The 16,186-nt window shown below is 32.1% G+C and carries 15 protein-coding genes and 1 tRNA gene; 6 read left to right on the top strand and 10 right to left on the bottom strand.

Annotated features, from left to right (window positions below):
- Positions 1-317: 317 nt before the first annotated feature.
- The 4 genes from KQI85_RS10815 to KQI85_RS10830 form a co-directional block, all read right to left on the bottom strand.
- Positions 318-405: transfer RNA gene (locus KQI85_RS10815), tRNA-Ser, on the bottom strand.
- A 185-nt stretch (positions 406-590) separates the two neighbouring features.
- Entirely contained in the window at positions 591-1,139 is a 549-nt protein-coding gene (locus KQI85_RS10820; RefSeq protein WP_216576107.1) for a Fe-S-containing hydro-lyase, read from the bottom strand.
- Positions 1,140-1,356: 217 nt separating this feature from the next.
- Positions 1,357-2,199 (bottom strand): fumarate hydratase, encoded by an 843-nt coding sequence (locus KQI85_RS10825; protein ID WP_216576108.1) that lies wholly within the window; start codon positions 2,197-2,199, stop codon positions 1,357-1,359.
- 733 nt (positions 2,200-2,932) lie between these two features.
- Positions 2,933-3,319, bottom strand: a complete 387-nt coding sequence (locus KQI85_RS10830) for a hypothetical protein (protein WP_216576109.1) — start codon at positions 3,317-3,319, stop codon at positions 2,933-2,935.
- 217 nt (positions 3,320-3,536) lie between these two features.
- Between KQI85_RS10830 and KQI85_RS10835 the strand changes: the two genes are divergently transcribed.
- The gene (locus KQI85_RS10835) at positions 3,537-3,923 is read left to right on the top strand and encodes a hypothetical protein (RefSeq protein ID WP_216576110.1); all 387 of its coding nucleotides are present in this window, start codon (positions 3,537-3,539) and stop codon (positions 3,921-3,923) included.
- A 233-nt stretch (positions 3,924-4,156) separates the two neighbouring features.
- Here the strand turns inward: KQI85_RS10835 and gyrA are convergent, their stop codons facing one another.
- The 6 genes from gyrA to dnaA form a co-directional block, all read right to left on the bottom strand.
- A complete protein-coding gene (gene gyrA, locus KQI85_RS10840; RefSeq protein WP_216576111.1) occupies positions 4,157-6,670 on the bottom strand; it encodes a DNA gyrase subunit A in 2,514 nt (837 codons plus the stop codon).
- Between the two features lie 103 nt (positions 6,671-6,773).
- A complete protein-coding gene (gene gyrB / locus KQI85_RS10845; RefSeq protein WP_216576112.1) occupies positions 6,774-8,687 on the bottom strand; it encodes a DNA topoisomerase (ATP-hydrolyzing) subunit B in 1,914 nt (637 codons plus the stop codon).
- A gap of 30 nt (positions 8,688-8,717) precedes the next feature.
- Positions 8,718-9,803 carry a DNA replication/repair protein RecF gene (gene recF, locus KQI85_RS10850; protein WP_216576113.1) on the bottom strand — a complete coding sequence of 362 codons (1,086 nt, stop codon included), beginning with the start codon at positions 9,801-9,803 and terminating at the stop codon, positions 8,718-8,720.
- An 11-nt stretch (positions 9,804-9,814) separates the two neighbouring features.
- On the bottom strand, positions 9,815-10,024 hold the full coding sequence (locus KQI85_RS10855) for an RNA-binding S4 domain-containing protein (RefSeq protein WP_216576114.1): 210 nt from the start codon (positions 10,022-10,024) through the stop codon (positions 9,815-9,817).
- Positions 10,025-10,038: 14 nt separating this feature from the next.
- Positions 10,039-11,151, bottom strand: a complete 1,113-nt coding sequence (dnaN, locus tag KQI85_RS10860) for a DNA polymerase III subunit beta (protein ID WP_216576115.1) — start codon at positions 11,149-11,151, stop codon at positions 10,039-10,041.
- Positions 11,152-11,426: 275 nt separating this feature from the next.
- Positions 11,427-12,770, bottom strand: a complete 1,344-nt coding sequence (gene dnaA / locus KQI85_RS10865) for a chromosomal replication initiator protein DnaA (protein WP_216576116.1) — start codon at positions 12,768-12,770, stop codon at positions 11,427-11,429.
- 529 nt (positions 12,771-13,299) lie between these two features.
- Between dnaA and rpmH the strand changes: the two genes are divergently transcribed.
- From rpmH to jag, 5 genes are all read left to right on the top strand, one after another.
- Complete coding sequence (gene rpmH / locus KQI85_RS10870; RefSeq protein ID WP_216576117.1) at positions 13,300-13,434, top strand: 50S ribosomal protein L34; 135 nt, start codon at positions 13,300-13,302, stop codon at positions 13,432-13,434.
- Between the two features lie 104 nt (positions 13,435-13,538).
- Positions 13,539-13,883, top strand: a complete 345-nt coding sequence (gene rnpA, locus KQI85_RS10875) for a ribonuclease P protein component (RefSeq protein WP_216576118.1) — start codon at positions 13,539-13,541, stop codon at positions 13,881-13,883.
- Complete coding sequence (gene yidD, locus KQI85_RS10880) at positions 13,883-14,098, top strand: membrane protein insertion efficiency factor YidD (RefSeq protein WP_216576119.1); 216 nt, start codon at positions 13,883-13,885, stop codon at positions 14,096-14,098. The genes rnpA and yidD overlap by 1 nt, the downstream gene beginning before the upstream one ends.
- A gap of 30 nt (positions 14,099-14,128) precedes the next feature.
- Positions 14,129-15,355: a YidC/Oxa1 family membrane protein insertase gene (locus KQI85_RS10885; protein WP_371820604.1), complete on the top strand. Its 1,227-nt coding sequence runs from the start codon at positions 14,129-14,131 to the stop codon at positions 15,353-15,355.
- A gap of 24 nt (positions 15,356-15,379) precedes the next feature.
- Positions 15,380-16,009 (top strand): RNA-binding cell elongation regulator Jag/EloR, encoded by a 630-nt coding sequence (jag, locus tag KQI85_RS10890; protein WP_216576120.1) that lies wholly within the window; start codon positions 15,380-15,382, stop codon positions 16,007-16,009.
- Positions 16,010-16,186: the final 177 nt, after the last annotated feature.

A 16,186-nucleotide genomic window follows, 5' to 3' on the forward strand; every position in this document is an offset into this window, starting at 1 on the left:
TCTCAAATAAAGTTTGAATCTGATTCAAAATCAACTCTTGGCTAATTTATCCTCGTTTTTACTGTTTTAAGTTCAGCACAACTTTTTCAAAAATGTTCTCGTTCCAACTTCGTTGGAACCGGAATTTTCAAGGTTGTTTTATTGTTTAGTTTTCAAAGTTCTGTGTTTGTTACTGTTCATCAGCAACTTTTATATCTTATCACGTTCGTGATTGTCTGTCAAGAACTTTTTTTGAAAACTTTTTATTTTTAACCGATGTGAAAATCAATTCCCCAGTTAAATTCAGTCTTCTTAGTCCTTCAATAAAGATATCAAAGCGGAGAAGGAGGGATTCGAACCCTCGCGCCGCGTTAACGACCTATACCCTTAGCAGGGGCACCTCTTCGGCCTCTTGAGTACTTCTCCGAATTAAATAACTTTATTAATTTCACTGCTGTGACGCAAAAATTATTATACTAAACATAATTAAATATGTCAACTGTTTTTTTCATTTTTTTATTTATTATTTATTAACCTCATTTGTAAAACTAACTTCCTCCCCTATATGACTTATCGTGGAAGTTACTATTTCCGAAAATCATGTATGGAAATTACTTATTCTTATTTATCAATACTTCATCATACAGATTATTGCCGTTAGAATCGATTACAACTATTACCGGTAATTCTTCTACTCTTAGCTCTCTTATAGCTTCTGTTCCAAGATCATCATATGCAAGTACTTTGGCTTCTTTTATACATTTTGATAGTAAAGCTCCTGCACCACCTATTGCTGCAAAATATACTGCATGGTTTCTTTTTATAGCTTCTATTACTTCTTTACTTCTCTTTCCTTTTCCGATCATTCCTTTTAATCCTCTGTCAAGGAGTCTTGGTGTATACTTATCCATACGACTGCTTGTTGTTGGACCTGTTGATCCGATTACTTTGCCTTCTCTTGCAGGTGATGGTCCTAGATAGTATATTATATTATCTTTAAGCTCTACCGGTAATTCTTCATTCTTGTCTAGTGTCTCATCCATCCTTTTATGTGCTGCATCTCTTGCTGTATATATTGTTCCAGTTATATATACAAAATCTCCTGTTTTTAAGTCTTTTATCTTATTTTCTGTTAATGGTGTTGTTATATGTTTTTCCATTTGTTACTCCTTTTTGTACCTGTTTATTTTGTTTTATTTACCTGTATAATTATAATATTGGTAAAGTATTTGCCGACTGTATCATATTAGTAATTATACTCTTGTTAAATATTCTCAAGTTATTATGCTATTAATTATACTTTACTAATTATTTGCTGAATTTATTATATTTCATATACTTGAAAATTCAAAAAACAACCACTCTGTGCAATTTTATCTATATTTCTCTTGTTATATGTCTGTTTACATGACAGCATATATTTACTGCAACTGGTAATCCGGCTATATGTGTTGGATATGTCTCAATATTTACTGCAAGGGCTGTGTTCTTGCCACCAAGTCCTGCTGGTCCTATTCCTGTTTCATTTATTTTTTCAAGCATCTCTTCTTCTAGATTTCTTACATATTCTTTTTCAGGCTTTATATTCAAATCTCTTGTTAATGCTTTTTTTGCCATTATTGCACATTTTTCAAATGTTCCTCCTATTCCTACTCCGACTACCATTGGAGGACATGCGTTTGGTCCTGCTTCTTTTACTGCTGTCAAAATTGCATTTTTTACGCCTTCTATTCCATCTGCAGGTTTTAACATATATACTTTACTCATGTTTTCACTTCCGAAACCTTTTGGTGCTACTGTTATTTTTATTTTATCTCCTGGCACCATGCTATAGTGTATTACTGCTGGTGTGTTATCTTTTGTATTTTCTCTGTATATTGGATCTTTTACTATTGATTTTCTTAGATATCCTTCTGTGTATCCTTCTCTTACACCTTCATTAATGGCATGTTCATATGTATCGCCAACAAGATGTACTTCCTGACCGATCTCAATGAATATTACTGCCATGCCTGTATCCTGACATATTGGTATCATTTCTTTTTGGGCTATATCCAGATTTTCTTCAAGTTTATCAAGTACTTGTCTTCCAAGCTCTGTTGTCTCTGTATTTATTGCATTATTGAGTGCATTTTTCATGTCATCTGCCATATAATGATTGGCAAGTATACACATTTCTTTTATATTTTTTGTTATCTCGGTTGCGTTTATCTCTCTCATTATGTTTACTCCTTTTATCTAATCCATATTTTAGGTAATTGCAAAGCTATATTGTATCATTTAGCTGTATCTGTCTTTGCTTAGTAATGTTTTTATTCTATAATGCTGCTATTCTAGCTGTTTTGTTATTTAATTTGTTTTTGTTATTTAATAATGTCTTTATTAAACTTTTTTTGCATACTTTTATCTTAGTTACTTAATGATACAATCAATTTAGCTGTTTAGCATTTTACATTTATATTGTAACTTATTTTTGTTTGTTATTGATACTTTTTTGTTATTATATTTTTTTATCTTATTTATTACTAGAATTAATATTTACGTTTTGCTGATGAATTAAGTATATATTTTGTATATGTATTATGATTTTTCTAATTTTTTATATATTGATGATTATTCACGTCCTGTATTTGTTGAAATCGCTTTTATTTATGTCTCGTATTTGCTGAAAACATTTTTATTCACATCTAGTTTTTACTGAAACTGCTTTTTTTACGGCTCATATTTGCTGAAAACATTTTTATTTACATATTGTACTTGCTGAAACTGCTTTTATTTACAGCTCATATTTGCTGAATCCATTTTTATTTACATATTGTACTTGCTGAAACTGCTTTTATTTACAGCTCATATTTGCTGAATCCGTTTTTATTTACATATTGTACTTGCTGAAACTGCTTTTATTTACGTTTCGTATTTGCTGAAAACATTTTTATTCACATCCAGTATTTGCTTAAATATTTTTACAACTTTTGTCATTTATCCCCCATCCAACAGTCTCCAGATTTAAAAATCTATCATCTTTTAGTCTTTCAGCCAGATCTTTAATATCGATTTCAAATGCTTTTAGTTTTTCGTTACGATATTTCAGTTTAACATTTACATGCTTATCTTCACATAATTTTATTTCTTCAAGCATTTTGTAATATGTTTTATCATCGCACATCTCATGAGCAGATATCATAAAAGTATTATACAGATATTTATTTTCTCCATCTATATGAGCGTATACTTCTATGCTTATACTGGCTGCTGCATCATCAAGCTTTGGCTCAGTAAAATCATCAACTATATATGGTAACTGCATTTCCTTAATTACTGTTTTTGAAAAAAATCCCATTTTAATTGCTCCTTCCTAATAATAGATTTTTTCTTAATTATATCAAAACAGGCTTCCATATACAATTATACTTATGTATTTACATAGCAATGTTAATGTATATTTAAATTGCATTTTTATTATGGGATATATGTTCTATTGTTGAACATATATGATTTTGATATAATTTGAATGTTAATATTAAAAACATATTAGGCTTTATATTAGGAGGAATATTATGGTTTTATTAGATGTAAAAGAAAATAATGGTTGGCTTAGTTCAAGGTGGAATTTAACTTATAGCATCGGATGGCAACAGATATGCAAGGCTGTTAATTCTGTTTATCAATATTATAACAATGCTGAACTGTTAACTGATGGCATGCAGGTAAGCATATCTAATCCAGATGACATATTAAAACTTGATGAACGCAGTTCAATGGTTATCAGAGGATTATCTACCATTGTAAAATGTCCTGTAATGATAACTTTTTATAATCAGATGCAGTTTGTTGATGTTACGGTTCCATGTATGACAGATGAGTTTAAAACAGCAGATTATAAGAGTTTTAATATGTCACTTGGACAGTATATGGACAGCATTGAACTAGCAATGTACAGATAAGGCTACATGTTGTTGAAATTGCTGAGTTTTATTAAAAATGCACCTTATTATGTTTCGAATAAGGTGCATTTTTTGCTTAAGGCAAGTATAATAATATTATAACTAGCAATTCTAATCTCTGTTTTTTATTATTTATACTTACCTTAGGCTTTGTATTTATATTATTGGTTGGTGTTACTTGCTTTTCTAGTTAAGCTTATTTGTTAACGTTGTTTCACTTTTTTAGTTAAGCATTATTCATTATCTTTTTCTGGTTTTTCTAAATCGAGTTCTTCTAAGTCATTTTCCTGACCATTTTGAACTTCTTTTTCTTCTCTTACTTTTGCTACTCTTGCAACTGTTACGTTGTCATCAAGATTAATAAGTTTTACACCAGATGTTATTCTTCCTAGTGTTGAGATATCTTTTACCATTAATCGTATTATTATTCCTTCTGTTGTTATAAGCATAATCTCTCTTGTGTCATCTACGGCTTTTGCTCCGATTACATTGCCACTTCGATCATTGATCTTATAACATTTTACGCCTTTTCCGCCTCTTCTTTGTACTGTAAATTCTTCTGTGAGTGTTCTCTTTCCTATACCATTTTCTGATACTATAAGTAATGAATCGCCCTGTGTATCGAGCTGCATTCCAATTACTTCATCATCTGGTGACAGATTCATTCCGATTACACCCATTGCACTTCTTCCGGTAGGTCTTACGTCTTCTTCACTAAATCTGATACACATACCTAGTTTTGTAACCAAGAAGATATCTTTTTTGCTATCTGTTAGTTTTACTTCAATAAGTTCGTCATCATCTTTTAGTGTTATTGCCTGAATTCCAGATTTTCTTATGTTGTTATATTCTTTTATGCTTGTCTTTTTAACAATACCATTCTTAGTTGCCATAAATAGATAGTTGTTATCATCTGTCTCGCCAATTGGTATTATTGCTGAGATCTTTTCTTGTGGCATAAGCTGAAGAATATTAACTATAGCTGTTCCTCTTGCTGTTCTGCTTGCTTCTGCTATCTCATATGCTTTTATCTTGTATACTCGTCCATAGTTAGTAAAGAACATAAGGCTGTGATGTGTTGTTGTCATTAAAAGATCTTCTATATAGTCATCTTCTATTGTATGCATTCCTTTTATTCCTTTACCACCACGATTCTGACTCTTGAAATTATCTGGTGTCATTCTCTTTATGTATCCGAGGTTAGTCATGGCTATTACTGTGTCTTCATCTGGAATAAGATCTTCCATTGTGATGTCGTATTCGTCATATCCTATTGATGTTCTTCTGTCATCACCATATTTTTCTGCTATTAGAAGTATCTCTTCTTTTATTACGTTTAACAATTTTTTCTCATCTTCAAGTATTGATTTGAAGTATTCGATCTTTTTCTCAAGCTCTTTATATTCATTCTCAAGTTTCTCTCTTTCTAGTCCTGTAAGTGCTCTAAGACGCATATCTACAATTGCCTGAGCCTGTGTCTCTGACAGAGCATAGTTCTCGATGAGTCTTGCTTTTGCTATTGATACATTTTCTGAATTTCTTATTATTTTAATTACTTCATCTATGTTATCAAGTGCTATTATTAATCCTTCTAATATGTGTGCTCTTTCTTCTGCTTTATTTAAGTCATATTTTGTTCTTCTTGTTACTACATCTTTTTGATGATCAAGGTAGTGATTTAACATCTGACTTAAATTTAATACTTTTGGCTGATTGTCTACTAACGCAAGCATTATTACACCAAATGTATCTTGTAACTGTGTATGCTTATATAGTTGATTAAGTATTACATTCGCATTAACATCTCTTCTAAGTTCTATACAGATTCTCATTCCCTGTCTATCTGATTCATCACGAAGTTCTGTTATTCCATCGATTTTCTTTTCTTTTACAAGTTCTGCTATCTTCTCGATAAGTCTTGCTTTATTAACAAGATATGGTAATTCTGTTACTATTATTCTGCTCTTGCCATTTTGCATTGCTTCTATTTCTGTAACTGCTCTTACTTTTATCTTGCCTCGTCCTGTTCTGTATGCTTCATTAATTCCTGTTGTTCCAAGGATTGTTGCACCAGTTGGGAAGTCTGGACCTTTTACTATTTTTAGTATCTCATCAATGTCTGTATCTCTGTCTTCTTCTACATGATTATCAATTATCTTAACTACTGCATTAACTATCTCACGTAGATTATGAGGTGGTATGTTGGTTGCCATACCTACTGCTATTCCTGATGTTCCGTTAACCAGGAGATTAGGATATCTTGATGGAAGAACTACTGGTTCTTTTTCTGTCTCATCGAAGTTTGGTATAAAGTCTACTGTATTTTTGTTGATATCAGCAAGCATCTCCATTGATATTTTACTTAATCTTGCTTCTGTATATCGCATGGCGGCAGCTCCATCTCCATCTACTGAGCCAAAGTTACCATGTCCATCTACAAGTGGATATCTTGTTGACCAGTCCTGTGCCATATTAACAAGTGCTCCATATATTGAGCTATCTCCATGTGGATGGTATTTACCCATTGTATCACCTACGATACGGGCACATTTTCTATGTGGCTTATCCGGGCCATTGTTAAGTTCGATCATTGCATATAGAATTCTTCTTTGTACGGGTTTTAAACCATCCCTTACATCTGGAAGTGCTCTTGATGCAATTACTGACATGGCATAGTCAATATATGATATTTCCATGGTCTTCTTAAGATCGACCTCCTGAATCTTGTCGAAGATATTCTCGTCCATTATATTTCCTCCATTTTCTTTTTGCAATTATGCAAATGGGAGAGTTATTTTTCTCCCATTTATGATATCGTATTATTAAAAGTTATATATGTTCTTATGTTGATTAGATATCAAGGTTATTTACATATTTTGCATTTAATTCAATAAATTCTCTTCGTGGCTCAACTTTATCACCCATAAGAGTTGTAAATGTAAGATCGATCTCAGATGATGTTTCTTCGTCAATCATTACTTTTCTTAAAATTCGTTTTTCAGGATCCATTGTAGTTTCCCACAGCTGCTCTGCATCCATCTCTCCAAGACCTTTGTATCTTTGTATTTTATTATTCTGATCTCTACCGATCTCTGTTAATATCTTATTAAGTTCATCATCACTATATGCATAATATACATTCTTGTTACGTTCTACTTTGTAAAGTGGTGGCTGTGCAAGATATACATATCCACCTTTTATAAGGTCTGGCATAAATCTGTAGAAGAATGTGAGTAAAAGTGTACTTATATGAGCACCATCAACATCGGCATCTGTCATAATTATAATCTTATGATATCTTAATTTGGTTATATCGAAGTCTTCATGTATTCCTGTACCAAATGCTGTTATCATCGCTTTTATCTCTGCATTGCCAAGTATCTTGTCTAGTCTTGCTTTTTCTACGTTAAGTATCTTACCTCTAAGTGGAAGAATTGCCTGTGTACTTCTGCTTCTGGCTGTTTTTGCTGAACCACCGGCAGAATCACCCTCAACTATATATATTTCACAGTTTTCAGGATTTTTGTCTGAACAGTCTGCTAATTTGCCTGGAAGACTCATTCCTTCAAGTGCTGTCTTTCTACGTGTAAGATCTCTTGCCTTTCTTGCTGCATCTCTGGCTCTCTGTGCAAGAATTGATTTTTCACATATTGTCTTTGCTACAATCGGATTCTGTTCTAAGAAGTATGTAAGCTGTTCACTTACTACGCTGTCTACAGCTCCTCTTGCTTCACTGTTTCCAAGTTTCTGCTTTGTCTGTCCTTCAAACTGTGGCTCTTCTATCTTGACACTTACAATCGCTGTAAGTCCTTCTCTTATATCATCTCCTGTAAGGTTAGGATCTGTATCTTTTAATATTTTATTAGCTTTTGCATATTCATTAAATGTCTTTGTTATTGCATTTCTAAATCCTACAAGATGTGTTCCACCTTCAGGTGTATTGATGTTATTAACAAAACTATATGTGCTCTCTGTATATCCATCATTATGCTGCATTGCTACTTCAACATATACATTATTAACTTTTCCTTCACAATAGATAATATTCTCGTATAAAGGTGTCTTGCTCTTATTAAGATATTCTACAAATTCTTTAATTCCACCTTCGTAATGGTATACCATCTCTTTTTTATCTTCACGATCATCTCTTAATATTATCTTTACATTTTTGGTAAGAAAAGCCATCTCTCTTAATCTCTGCTGTAAAATATCAAATTCAAAGACTGTCTCTTCAAATATCTCTTTATCAGGCAAAAATGTTACAGATGTTCCTGTTTTATCTTTATCGCATTCACCGATCACTTTTAGAGGATACATTACTTTTCCTCTCTCATATCTCTGTTTGTGAATCTTACCATCCTGATATACTGTTACTTCAAGCCATTCTGAAAGTGCATTTACTACAGATGCACCTACACCATGTAATCCACCGGATACTTTGTATCCGCCACCGCCAAACTTACCACCTGCATGAAGTATTGTATATACTACTTCTACGGCCGGTATTCCAGCTTTTGGATGAATACCTACCGGTATTCCTCGTCCATTATCAATTACAGTTATTGAATTATCACTGTTAATTGTTACATCTATTGTATTACAGTATCCTGCAAGTGCTTCATCAATTGCATTGTCTACTATCTCGTATACAAGATGATGCAGACCTTTTGATGATGTACTTCCAATATACATACCAGGTCTTTTTCTTACTGCTTCAAGACCTTCTAATATCTGAATTTGATTTGCTCCATACTCAGCACTCATTTTCTTCCTCCTGATCTATGAAAACTATCTTTAATTTTCACTATTAATTATTCCATTTACAACTCTGTATATCTTATCTATGTTAAATCTATTATTTACAAACTCATCAAGTCCTGTGCATGTAATAATAGTCTGAATATTATTAATACTGTTTAGTAAATAATTCTGCCTGTTACTGTCAAGCTCAGATAATACATCATCTAACAAAAGAATAGGCGTATCTTTCGTTATATTCTTAACTAGTTCGATCTCTGAAAGCTTTAACGATAATGCCGCTGTTCGCTGTTGTCCCTGAGATCCATATTTTCTGATATCGTTATCTTTTATTACAAAACATATATCGTCTCTGTGTGGGCCATTCATAGTCAACTTCATTCTAAGATCCCTGTCTCTGTTAGAAATCATAGTTTTATAAAAATCTTCTTCGCTGACTGATGGTTCATATACCACACTAAGAGTCTCCGCTCCTCCTGTAAGTCTTGAATGAATATCGCCAATTATACTATTTAACTCATCAACAAATTGTCTTCGCCTCTTAATTATGTTAACTCCATACTTCTCAAGCTGTGCATCCCATATATCTAGTGTTGACATAAGTGATGAATCATAATACAGATCTTTTAATAATTTGTTTCGCTGATTAATCACCTTATTATAGTTAATGAGATTATTAACATATATACTATCTAACTGGCATAATTCCATATCAATAAAACGTCTGCGTTCAGCCGGACCGTCTTTTATTATATTAAGATCCTCTGGCGAAAAAAATACTACATTTACAATTCCAAAAAGTTCACTTGCTTTTTTGATCGGAATCCCATTAACAGCAATTCCTTTTGCTTTTGATTTTCTAAGATGCACATCTATCCTGTACCTTATGTCATTTTTAAGAAATACAGTTTTTATATGAGCTTCATCAGAATCAAAATTAATCATCTCACGATCTTTTGAACCTTTGTGAGACTTAGTTGTACTTGAAACATATATAGCTTCAAGTACATTCGTCTTACCTTGTGCATTATTGCCATAAAGAATATTGGTTCCTGCATCAAATTCCAATTCCAATGTCTTATAATTTCTGTAATTTTCAAGCATTATAGAATCAATAATCATGTCTTCACCAGCTATTTTACAATCTTGATCTGTGAATTGTTAAACTCAACAACATCTCCATCATAAAGTTTTTTTCCTCTCTGTATCTCAACATTGCCATTAACTTTTACTTCACCATCAGTTATAACAATCTTGGCTTCAACACCAGAATCTACTAATCCTGCAGCCTTAAGAGCCTGTCCAAGTTTGATATACTCATCTCTTAATTTTATAATTTCCACAATAATCCCTCTTTCTAATAATTGCCGGCATTAAAGTTGATCGGCAAAATTAAATATATATATTTTTCTTCAGCATCTTTTATGAAACAAGGTGCTTTTGGATTAACAAGATATATAGATACATCTTCATCATCAATAACTCTTAAAGCATCGATCAAAAATCTTGGGTTAAAACCGATCATTATGTCTTTACCCTCTTTTGTAATATCAATATCTTCATTCATGCTACCAATGTCTGAATTGATCTTAATCTCCATTGAACCATCTGAAATATCTACAACAAGTGGTCTTTTGTCATTCTCTTTGATCATTAATGTGGCTCTGTCTATACAATCAAGCATTTCTTTTTTATTGATAACAACTTTAGTATCATAATCTTTTGAAAGCATCTGATCAACTTTAAAATATTCACCTTCAATTAATCTTGATACAACAGTAGTATTATCAAATTCAAAAACAATATGATTATCAGTAAAGAAAATATTAATATCTTCATTAACTTCTCCAGAGATAATCTTACTTACTTCAGTAAGAGTCTTACCTGGAACAATAACCTTCATGTTATCGTAAGAATTGTTAAGTTCAACTTTACGAATTGAAATTCTGTGTCCATCAAGAGAAACAACTCTTAAGATGTTACCAGTAATCTCAAAAAGTTCACCTGTCATAATCTTATTGCTCTCATTGTCAGCTATTGAAAAAATAGTCTGTCTTATAACTTCTTTTAGAGCAAACTGAGAAAGAACAATACCTTTAGCTTTCTCAATCATTGGAAGAGATGTAAACTCTTCACCAGGCTTACCAGAAATACTAAACTTAGACTTCTCACAAGTAATAGTTGTTACAAGATTATCATCAGTCTCAATAACAACATCATTATCAGGTAACTTACGAATGATCTCAGAAAAGATCTTAGCCTCTATTGCTATAGTACCATTAACAATAATATCACCATCAACAACAGTCTCAATACCAAGTTCAGTATCATTAGCTGTAAGCTTGATCGATCCAGAATTCGTATCGATCAAAATACATTCAAGAATAGTCATAGTAGTTCTTGAAGGAACAGCCTTAAGAACAGTATTAACAGCTTTAAGCAAATTCATCTTAGTACAGATAATCTTCATAATTGTGTAAAACTCCTTTCAACGGGCAAAATAAAATAAATAATATAAAAAAAATCAGTCGTTGTAGTAGTAGGGGATGTTAATAAGTTGAAAAGTGGTCTAAGCCCACAAAAAAACTCATAAAAAGCAATTTAAAAACCATGTTAAAAACAAAAAAAACAATGTTAAAAAGTAAAAAGTTATCAACAATGGCTAAAAAAGCAAAAAACATCAAAAAATAACTATCAACATCAAAAAAACAAAAAATACACAGGATATCCACGAAAAAAAATAACTTATTGTGGATTAATCTTCTTAGTAAGAATATCTATAAGATTCCTTGTACTTTCTTTGGTATTCATCTCGGAAGTAATCTTCTCGATAGCATGTATAACTGTTGTATGATCTTTTTTACCAAGGTAAGCACCAATAGACTGCAATGGAGTCTCAGTGATCGTACGACACAGATACATAGCTATCTGTCTTGGGTAAACAATCTCCTTATTACGTTTCTTAGAAGAAAGATCGGAAGGAGAAATATTAAAATGCTCAGCAACAACCTGAATGATAAGTTCAGGAGTTACTTCTTTATTAACATCAGGAGAGATAAGATCTTTAAGTGCTTCTTCAGCAAGCTGGATATTAATCTCTCTGTGAACAAGTGTTGAATAAGCAACGATCTTAGTAAGAGCACCCTCAAGTTCACGAATATTAGATTTTATATTGGTAGCAATATATTTAATAACATCATTATCAATGTTATAACCTTCAAGCTCTTCTTTTTTCTTAAGGATAGCCATACGAGTCTCGTAATCAGGAGACTGGATATCAACAGTAAGTCCCCATTCAAATCTTGAACGAAGACGTTCTTCAAGAGTCTCAAAATCTTTTGGCGGTTTATCAGAAGATATGATAATCTGCTTCTTAGATTCTCTTAAAGTGTTGAAAGTATGGAAAAATTCTTCCTGTGTACTCTCCTTACCTATTAAGAATTGAATATCATCAATAAGAAGAACATCAATATTACGATACTTCTCACGAAAAGCAATATTTGAATCTTTTTTAATAGAATCAATAAGCTCATTAGTAAACTTCTCGCTTGTTACATAAAGCACCTTAGCATCCGGATTATGCTGCAAAATAAAATGAGCAATTGAATGCATAAGGTGAGTCTTGCCAAGACCAACACCTCCATATATAAAAAGAGGGTTATAAACTTCGGCCGGAGACTCAGCAACAGCTAAAGACGCAGCATGAGCCAGATTATTGTTGGCACCAACAACAAAAGTATCAAATGTATAATTAGGATTAAGCCCTGCATTAATAACATTATCCATATAAGAAGAATGCTTAACAGTCTTTTGATCAACATTCTTAACATCATTAGGTGTAACAAGTTCAATATCATAAACATGTCCGGTGAGTTCAGCAATAATAACACTTAAAGGAACAAGATATTTCTTCTTAATATAATCAAGGCCAAGCTGTTGATCCGGTACAATAATAGTAACCAGATTGTCAGTAACAGAATAAACCTTAAGAGGCATAAGCCAGGTCTTAAAGGAAACATCACTTATATCATGTTCATTTTTCAATGTAATTAGTATTTCATTCCATTTTTCAATAATTACGTTCTCCATTACAATCTCCCTACTTAAAAGTTCTCTATCCTATATAATAAACTAAAATGAGCAAGATTTCAATGTGAATAAATGCGTAAACTTAAAAAAAATCTAGTCAATAAGAACTATTTTTATTAACATAATGTTAAAAAACAAGATTGGGGAAAAGTGAAAAAAAGCTAAAAAACACAACAAATCAACAAGAAATGCACATAAGAAAAACAAAAAAGTGGAACATGTTGAAAAAAAATAAGAACACGAAAAATGTTGAAAAAAAGCCAAAAAATACACAATGAAGATCGGAAATCAACACAAGAGTAAGAAGTTATCCACAAGTTTTACACAAAATGTGGATAACTTCGATCAGAAAGAATGTGGATGTTAGAAAAATGTGGAAAATATAAACATTTAATAAAGAAAGAACTTTCACTTGACGTAGGTAAAAAATTTGAATATAATTGTACTGATGTTTTATTGTAGACTAGAAAAAATAGGTTTTACCATATATGAGATATATTGGTGCATTAGAATAAGGAGGTGTTTGTAGATGAAGATGACATTTCAGCCTAAGAAAAAATCAAGAGCAAGAGTTCATGGTTTCAGAGCAAGAATGAGCACAGCAAACGGAAGAAAAGTATTAGCTGCTAGAAGAGCTAAAGGAAGAAAAGTATTATCAGCCTAGGCCGCATATTTGTGGCCTTTTCTTCTATTATAAAATAAATTATGTTGTTAAAATATAATCTATTAAATAGAAGAGTCAGTTATTAATGGCAAAGAGAGGTCTGTATGAAAGATTATGAATCATTAAAGAAAAATAAAGATTTTCAGTTGGTTTATAGAAAAGGAACTTCCTATGCCAACAGGTATTTAGTAATGTATGTGCTTAAGAATGAATTGGGATACAACAGAGTTGGTGTATCTGTAAGTAAAAAAGTCGGAAATAGTATTGTAAGGCACCGTCTTGCCAGGCTCATACGAGAAAGTTACAGATTGAACAGTGAAAAAGTTAATGATGGATATGATATAATATTTGTTTCGAGAGTGGCATTAAGAGGTAAAGCATATAAGGATACAGAAACATCCATGCTTCATCTTATAAAAATGCATGCTTTGTTAAAAGAGGGATATTAATGATAAAAGAAGGTATTGTTAATTCGGTAAAATTCTACCGCAAGTACTTATCGCCAATGAAACCATATGCGATGTGCAAGTATTATCCTACCTGTTCGCAATATGCCATAGAAGCTGTTGAAAAATATGGAGCAGTTAAAGGCAGTTATATGAGTATGAAAAGAATACTGAGGTGTAATCCATTCTCAAAAGGTGGTTATGACCCGGTACCATAATATTTTTTAATTATTAGGAGGAGATGAAAAGTGATACCATTAACACAGGACAGCAGTTTCCTTATTGGAGATGTTGCAAAGCTACTGGGATACATTTTAAGTGGTATATTTAGATTCCTTGATATGTTTGGAATTGAGAATATTGGACTATGTATTATTTTGTTTACATTTTTTGTAAAACTTGTAATGTTCCCACTTACATTAAAACAACAGAAATTTTCAAAATTATCATCGATTATGCAGCCGGAATTACAGGCTATTCAGAATAAATATAAAGATAAAAAAGATAATGAATCGATGCTAAAAATGCAGGAAGAGACAAAAGAAGTATATGCAAAATATGGTACTTCAATGTCAGCAGGCTGCGTACAGCTTATTATTCAGATGCCAATATTATTCGCATTGTATAGAGTTGTATATAACATACCGGCATACGTTCCTTCTGTAAAAGTTCTATTTACTAATATTCTTGGAACTGATGGAACAACAGGTATTATGAGCGATCCAAATTTCCAGACTATAATGACTGAGCATTTTGGAGCAAAGGCAGATCTTACACTTAATACTAGTATTGATTTATTAAAATCATTTTCAACTGAGAAATGGAACGAATTAGCCAAATTGTTCCCTAATATGGCTGATACAATTAATACAAGTGCAGAGCATTATTCAAGAATGAATGATTTCCTTGGAATTGATCTTGGTGTTGCACCGGGATTCAAGTTATCAATAGCACTTGCAATTCCTATTCTGTCAGCACTTACACAGTGGATAAGTGTTAAATTATCTATGGCACAGAATCCTAATACTGGTAAGACTGACGAAGAGAATCCTATGGCAGCATCAATGGGAATGATGAATAATATCATGCCACTTATGTCTGCATTCTTCTGTTTGACATTACCAGCAGGTCTTGGTGTATACTGGATTGCATCAGCAGTATTCCAGATAATACAGCAGCTTGGAATTAACTACTATTTCAAAAAAGTTGATTTAAATGATATAATTAAGAAAAACATAGAAAAGAATAACAAAAAGCGTGCCAAGAAAGGTCTTCCACCTCAGCAGGTTAATAAGAAAGCAAATGTATATGCAAAGACAGTAAAAAGTGCAGAACAGAAAGCAAAAGAACTTGATGAGAGAAAGAAAGAAATAGAAGAATCTACAAAATATTACAAAAATAATAGTGGAAAAAAAGGAAGTATAGCTTCTAAGGCAGGAATGGTTAAACAGTATAACGAACGTAATAATAAGTAGTCAATAAGTATAGGGGGATGCAAGATGGAATTTATCGAAGTTTCAGCAAAAACTGTAGATGAGGCAATTACGGATGCACTCATAAAATTAGGTACAACAAGTGATAAAATTGAATATGAAGTTATTGAAAAAGGTAGTAATGGATTATTAGGATTTATTGGCGTAAAACCAGCTAAGATAAAAGCATGGAAAAAAGCATCAGGCGTTGATGAAGTTGCAAGAGAATTTCTTGAAAATGTGTTCAGAACAATGGATATGGAAGTTAAGATTGATATAGAACTTCTAGAAGAAAGCAATGCCATGAATATAGACTTATCAGGTGATGATATGGGTGTTCTTATTGGGAAAAGAGGACAGACACTTGATTCACTTCAGTATCTTGTAAGTCTTGTTGTTAATAAGGAGAGTAAATCATTCCTTAAAGTGAAACTAGATACAGAGAATTACAGAGCCAGAAGAAAAGAGACTCTTGAATCTCTGGCAAAGAATATAGCTTATAAAGTAAAAAGAACTAAGAGAGCAGTATCTCTTGAACCTATGAATCCTTATGAAAGAAGAGTAATACATTCAGCACTTCAGTCAGACAAGTATGTGTCTACAAGAAGTGAAGGAGATGAGCCTTTCAGACACGTTGTTGTGTACTTAAAAAAATAGTTATAACCTAAATAAGAGCTGTTTCTGTATTGAAAGGTGCTTTTGCTATATATGCAGTGCCTGATATGGAAACAGCTTTTTGTATATAAATATGATGGTTACAAATGTAATAAATGAATGTTTAAGTAAAAGTTAAAACAAGGTTTAACTTTTACTTAAACACTTAAAAACCTTGAA

The organism is Falcatimonas sp. MSJ-15 (genome assembly GCF_018918265.1).
Lineage (GTDB): Bacteria > Bacillota > Clostridia > Lachnospirales > Lachnospiraceae > Falcatimonas.

Bases quoted from the DNA above. Each gene is read 5' to 3' on its own strand.
- KQI85_RS10820 (WP_216576107.1), bottom strand. From the start codon at position 1,139: ATGGAAAAACATATAACAACACCATTAACAGAAAATAAGATAAAAGAC.
- recF (WP_216576113.1), bottom strand. From the start codon at position 9,803: ATGATTATTGATTCTATAATGCTTGAAAATTACAGAAATTATAAGACA.
- gyrB (WP_216576112.1), bottom strand. From the start codon at position 8,687: ATGAGTGCTGAGTATGGAGCAAATCAAATTCAGATATTAGAAGGTCTT.
- dnaN (WP_216576115.1), bottom strand. From the start codon at position 11,151: ATGAAGATTATCTGTACTAAGATGAATTTGCTTAAAGCTGTTAATACT.
- KQI85_RS10830 (WP_216576109.1), bottom strand. From the start codon at position 3,319: ATGGGATTTTTTTCAAAAACAGTAATTAAGGAAATGCAGTTACCATAT.
- rnpA (WP_216576118.1), top strand. From the start codon at position 13,539: ATGAAAGATTATGAATCATTAAAGAAAAATAAAGATTTTCAGTTGGTT.
- KQI85_RS10835 (WP_216576110.1), top strand. From the start codon at position 3,537: ATGGTTTTATTAGATGTAAAAGAAAATAATGGTTGGCTTAGTTCAAGG.
- dnaA (WP_216576116.1), bottom strand. From the start codon at position 12,770: ATGGAGAACGTAATTATTGAAAAATGGAATGAAATACTAATTACATTG.
- gyrA (WP_216576111.1), bottom strand. From the start codon at position 6,670: ATGGACGAGAATATCTTCGACAAGATTCAGGAGGTCGATCTTAAGAAG.
- rpmH (WP_216576117.1), top strand. From the start codon at position 13,300: ATGAAGATGACATTTCAGCCTAAGAAAAAATCAAGAGCAAGAGTTCAT.
- jag (WP_216576120.1), top strand. From the start codon at position 15,380: ATGGAATTTATCGAAGTTTCAGCAAAAACTGTAGATGAGGCAATTACG.
- yidD (WP_216576119.1), top strand. From the start codon at position 13,883: ATGATAAAAGAAGGTATTGTTAATTCGGTAAAATTCTACCGCAAGTAC.
- KQI85_RS10825 (WP_216576108.1), bottom strand. From the start codon at position 2,199: ATGAGAGAGATAAACGCAACCGAGATAACAAAAAATATAAAAGAAATG.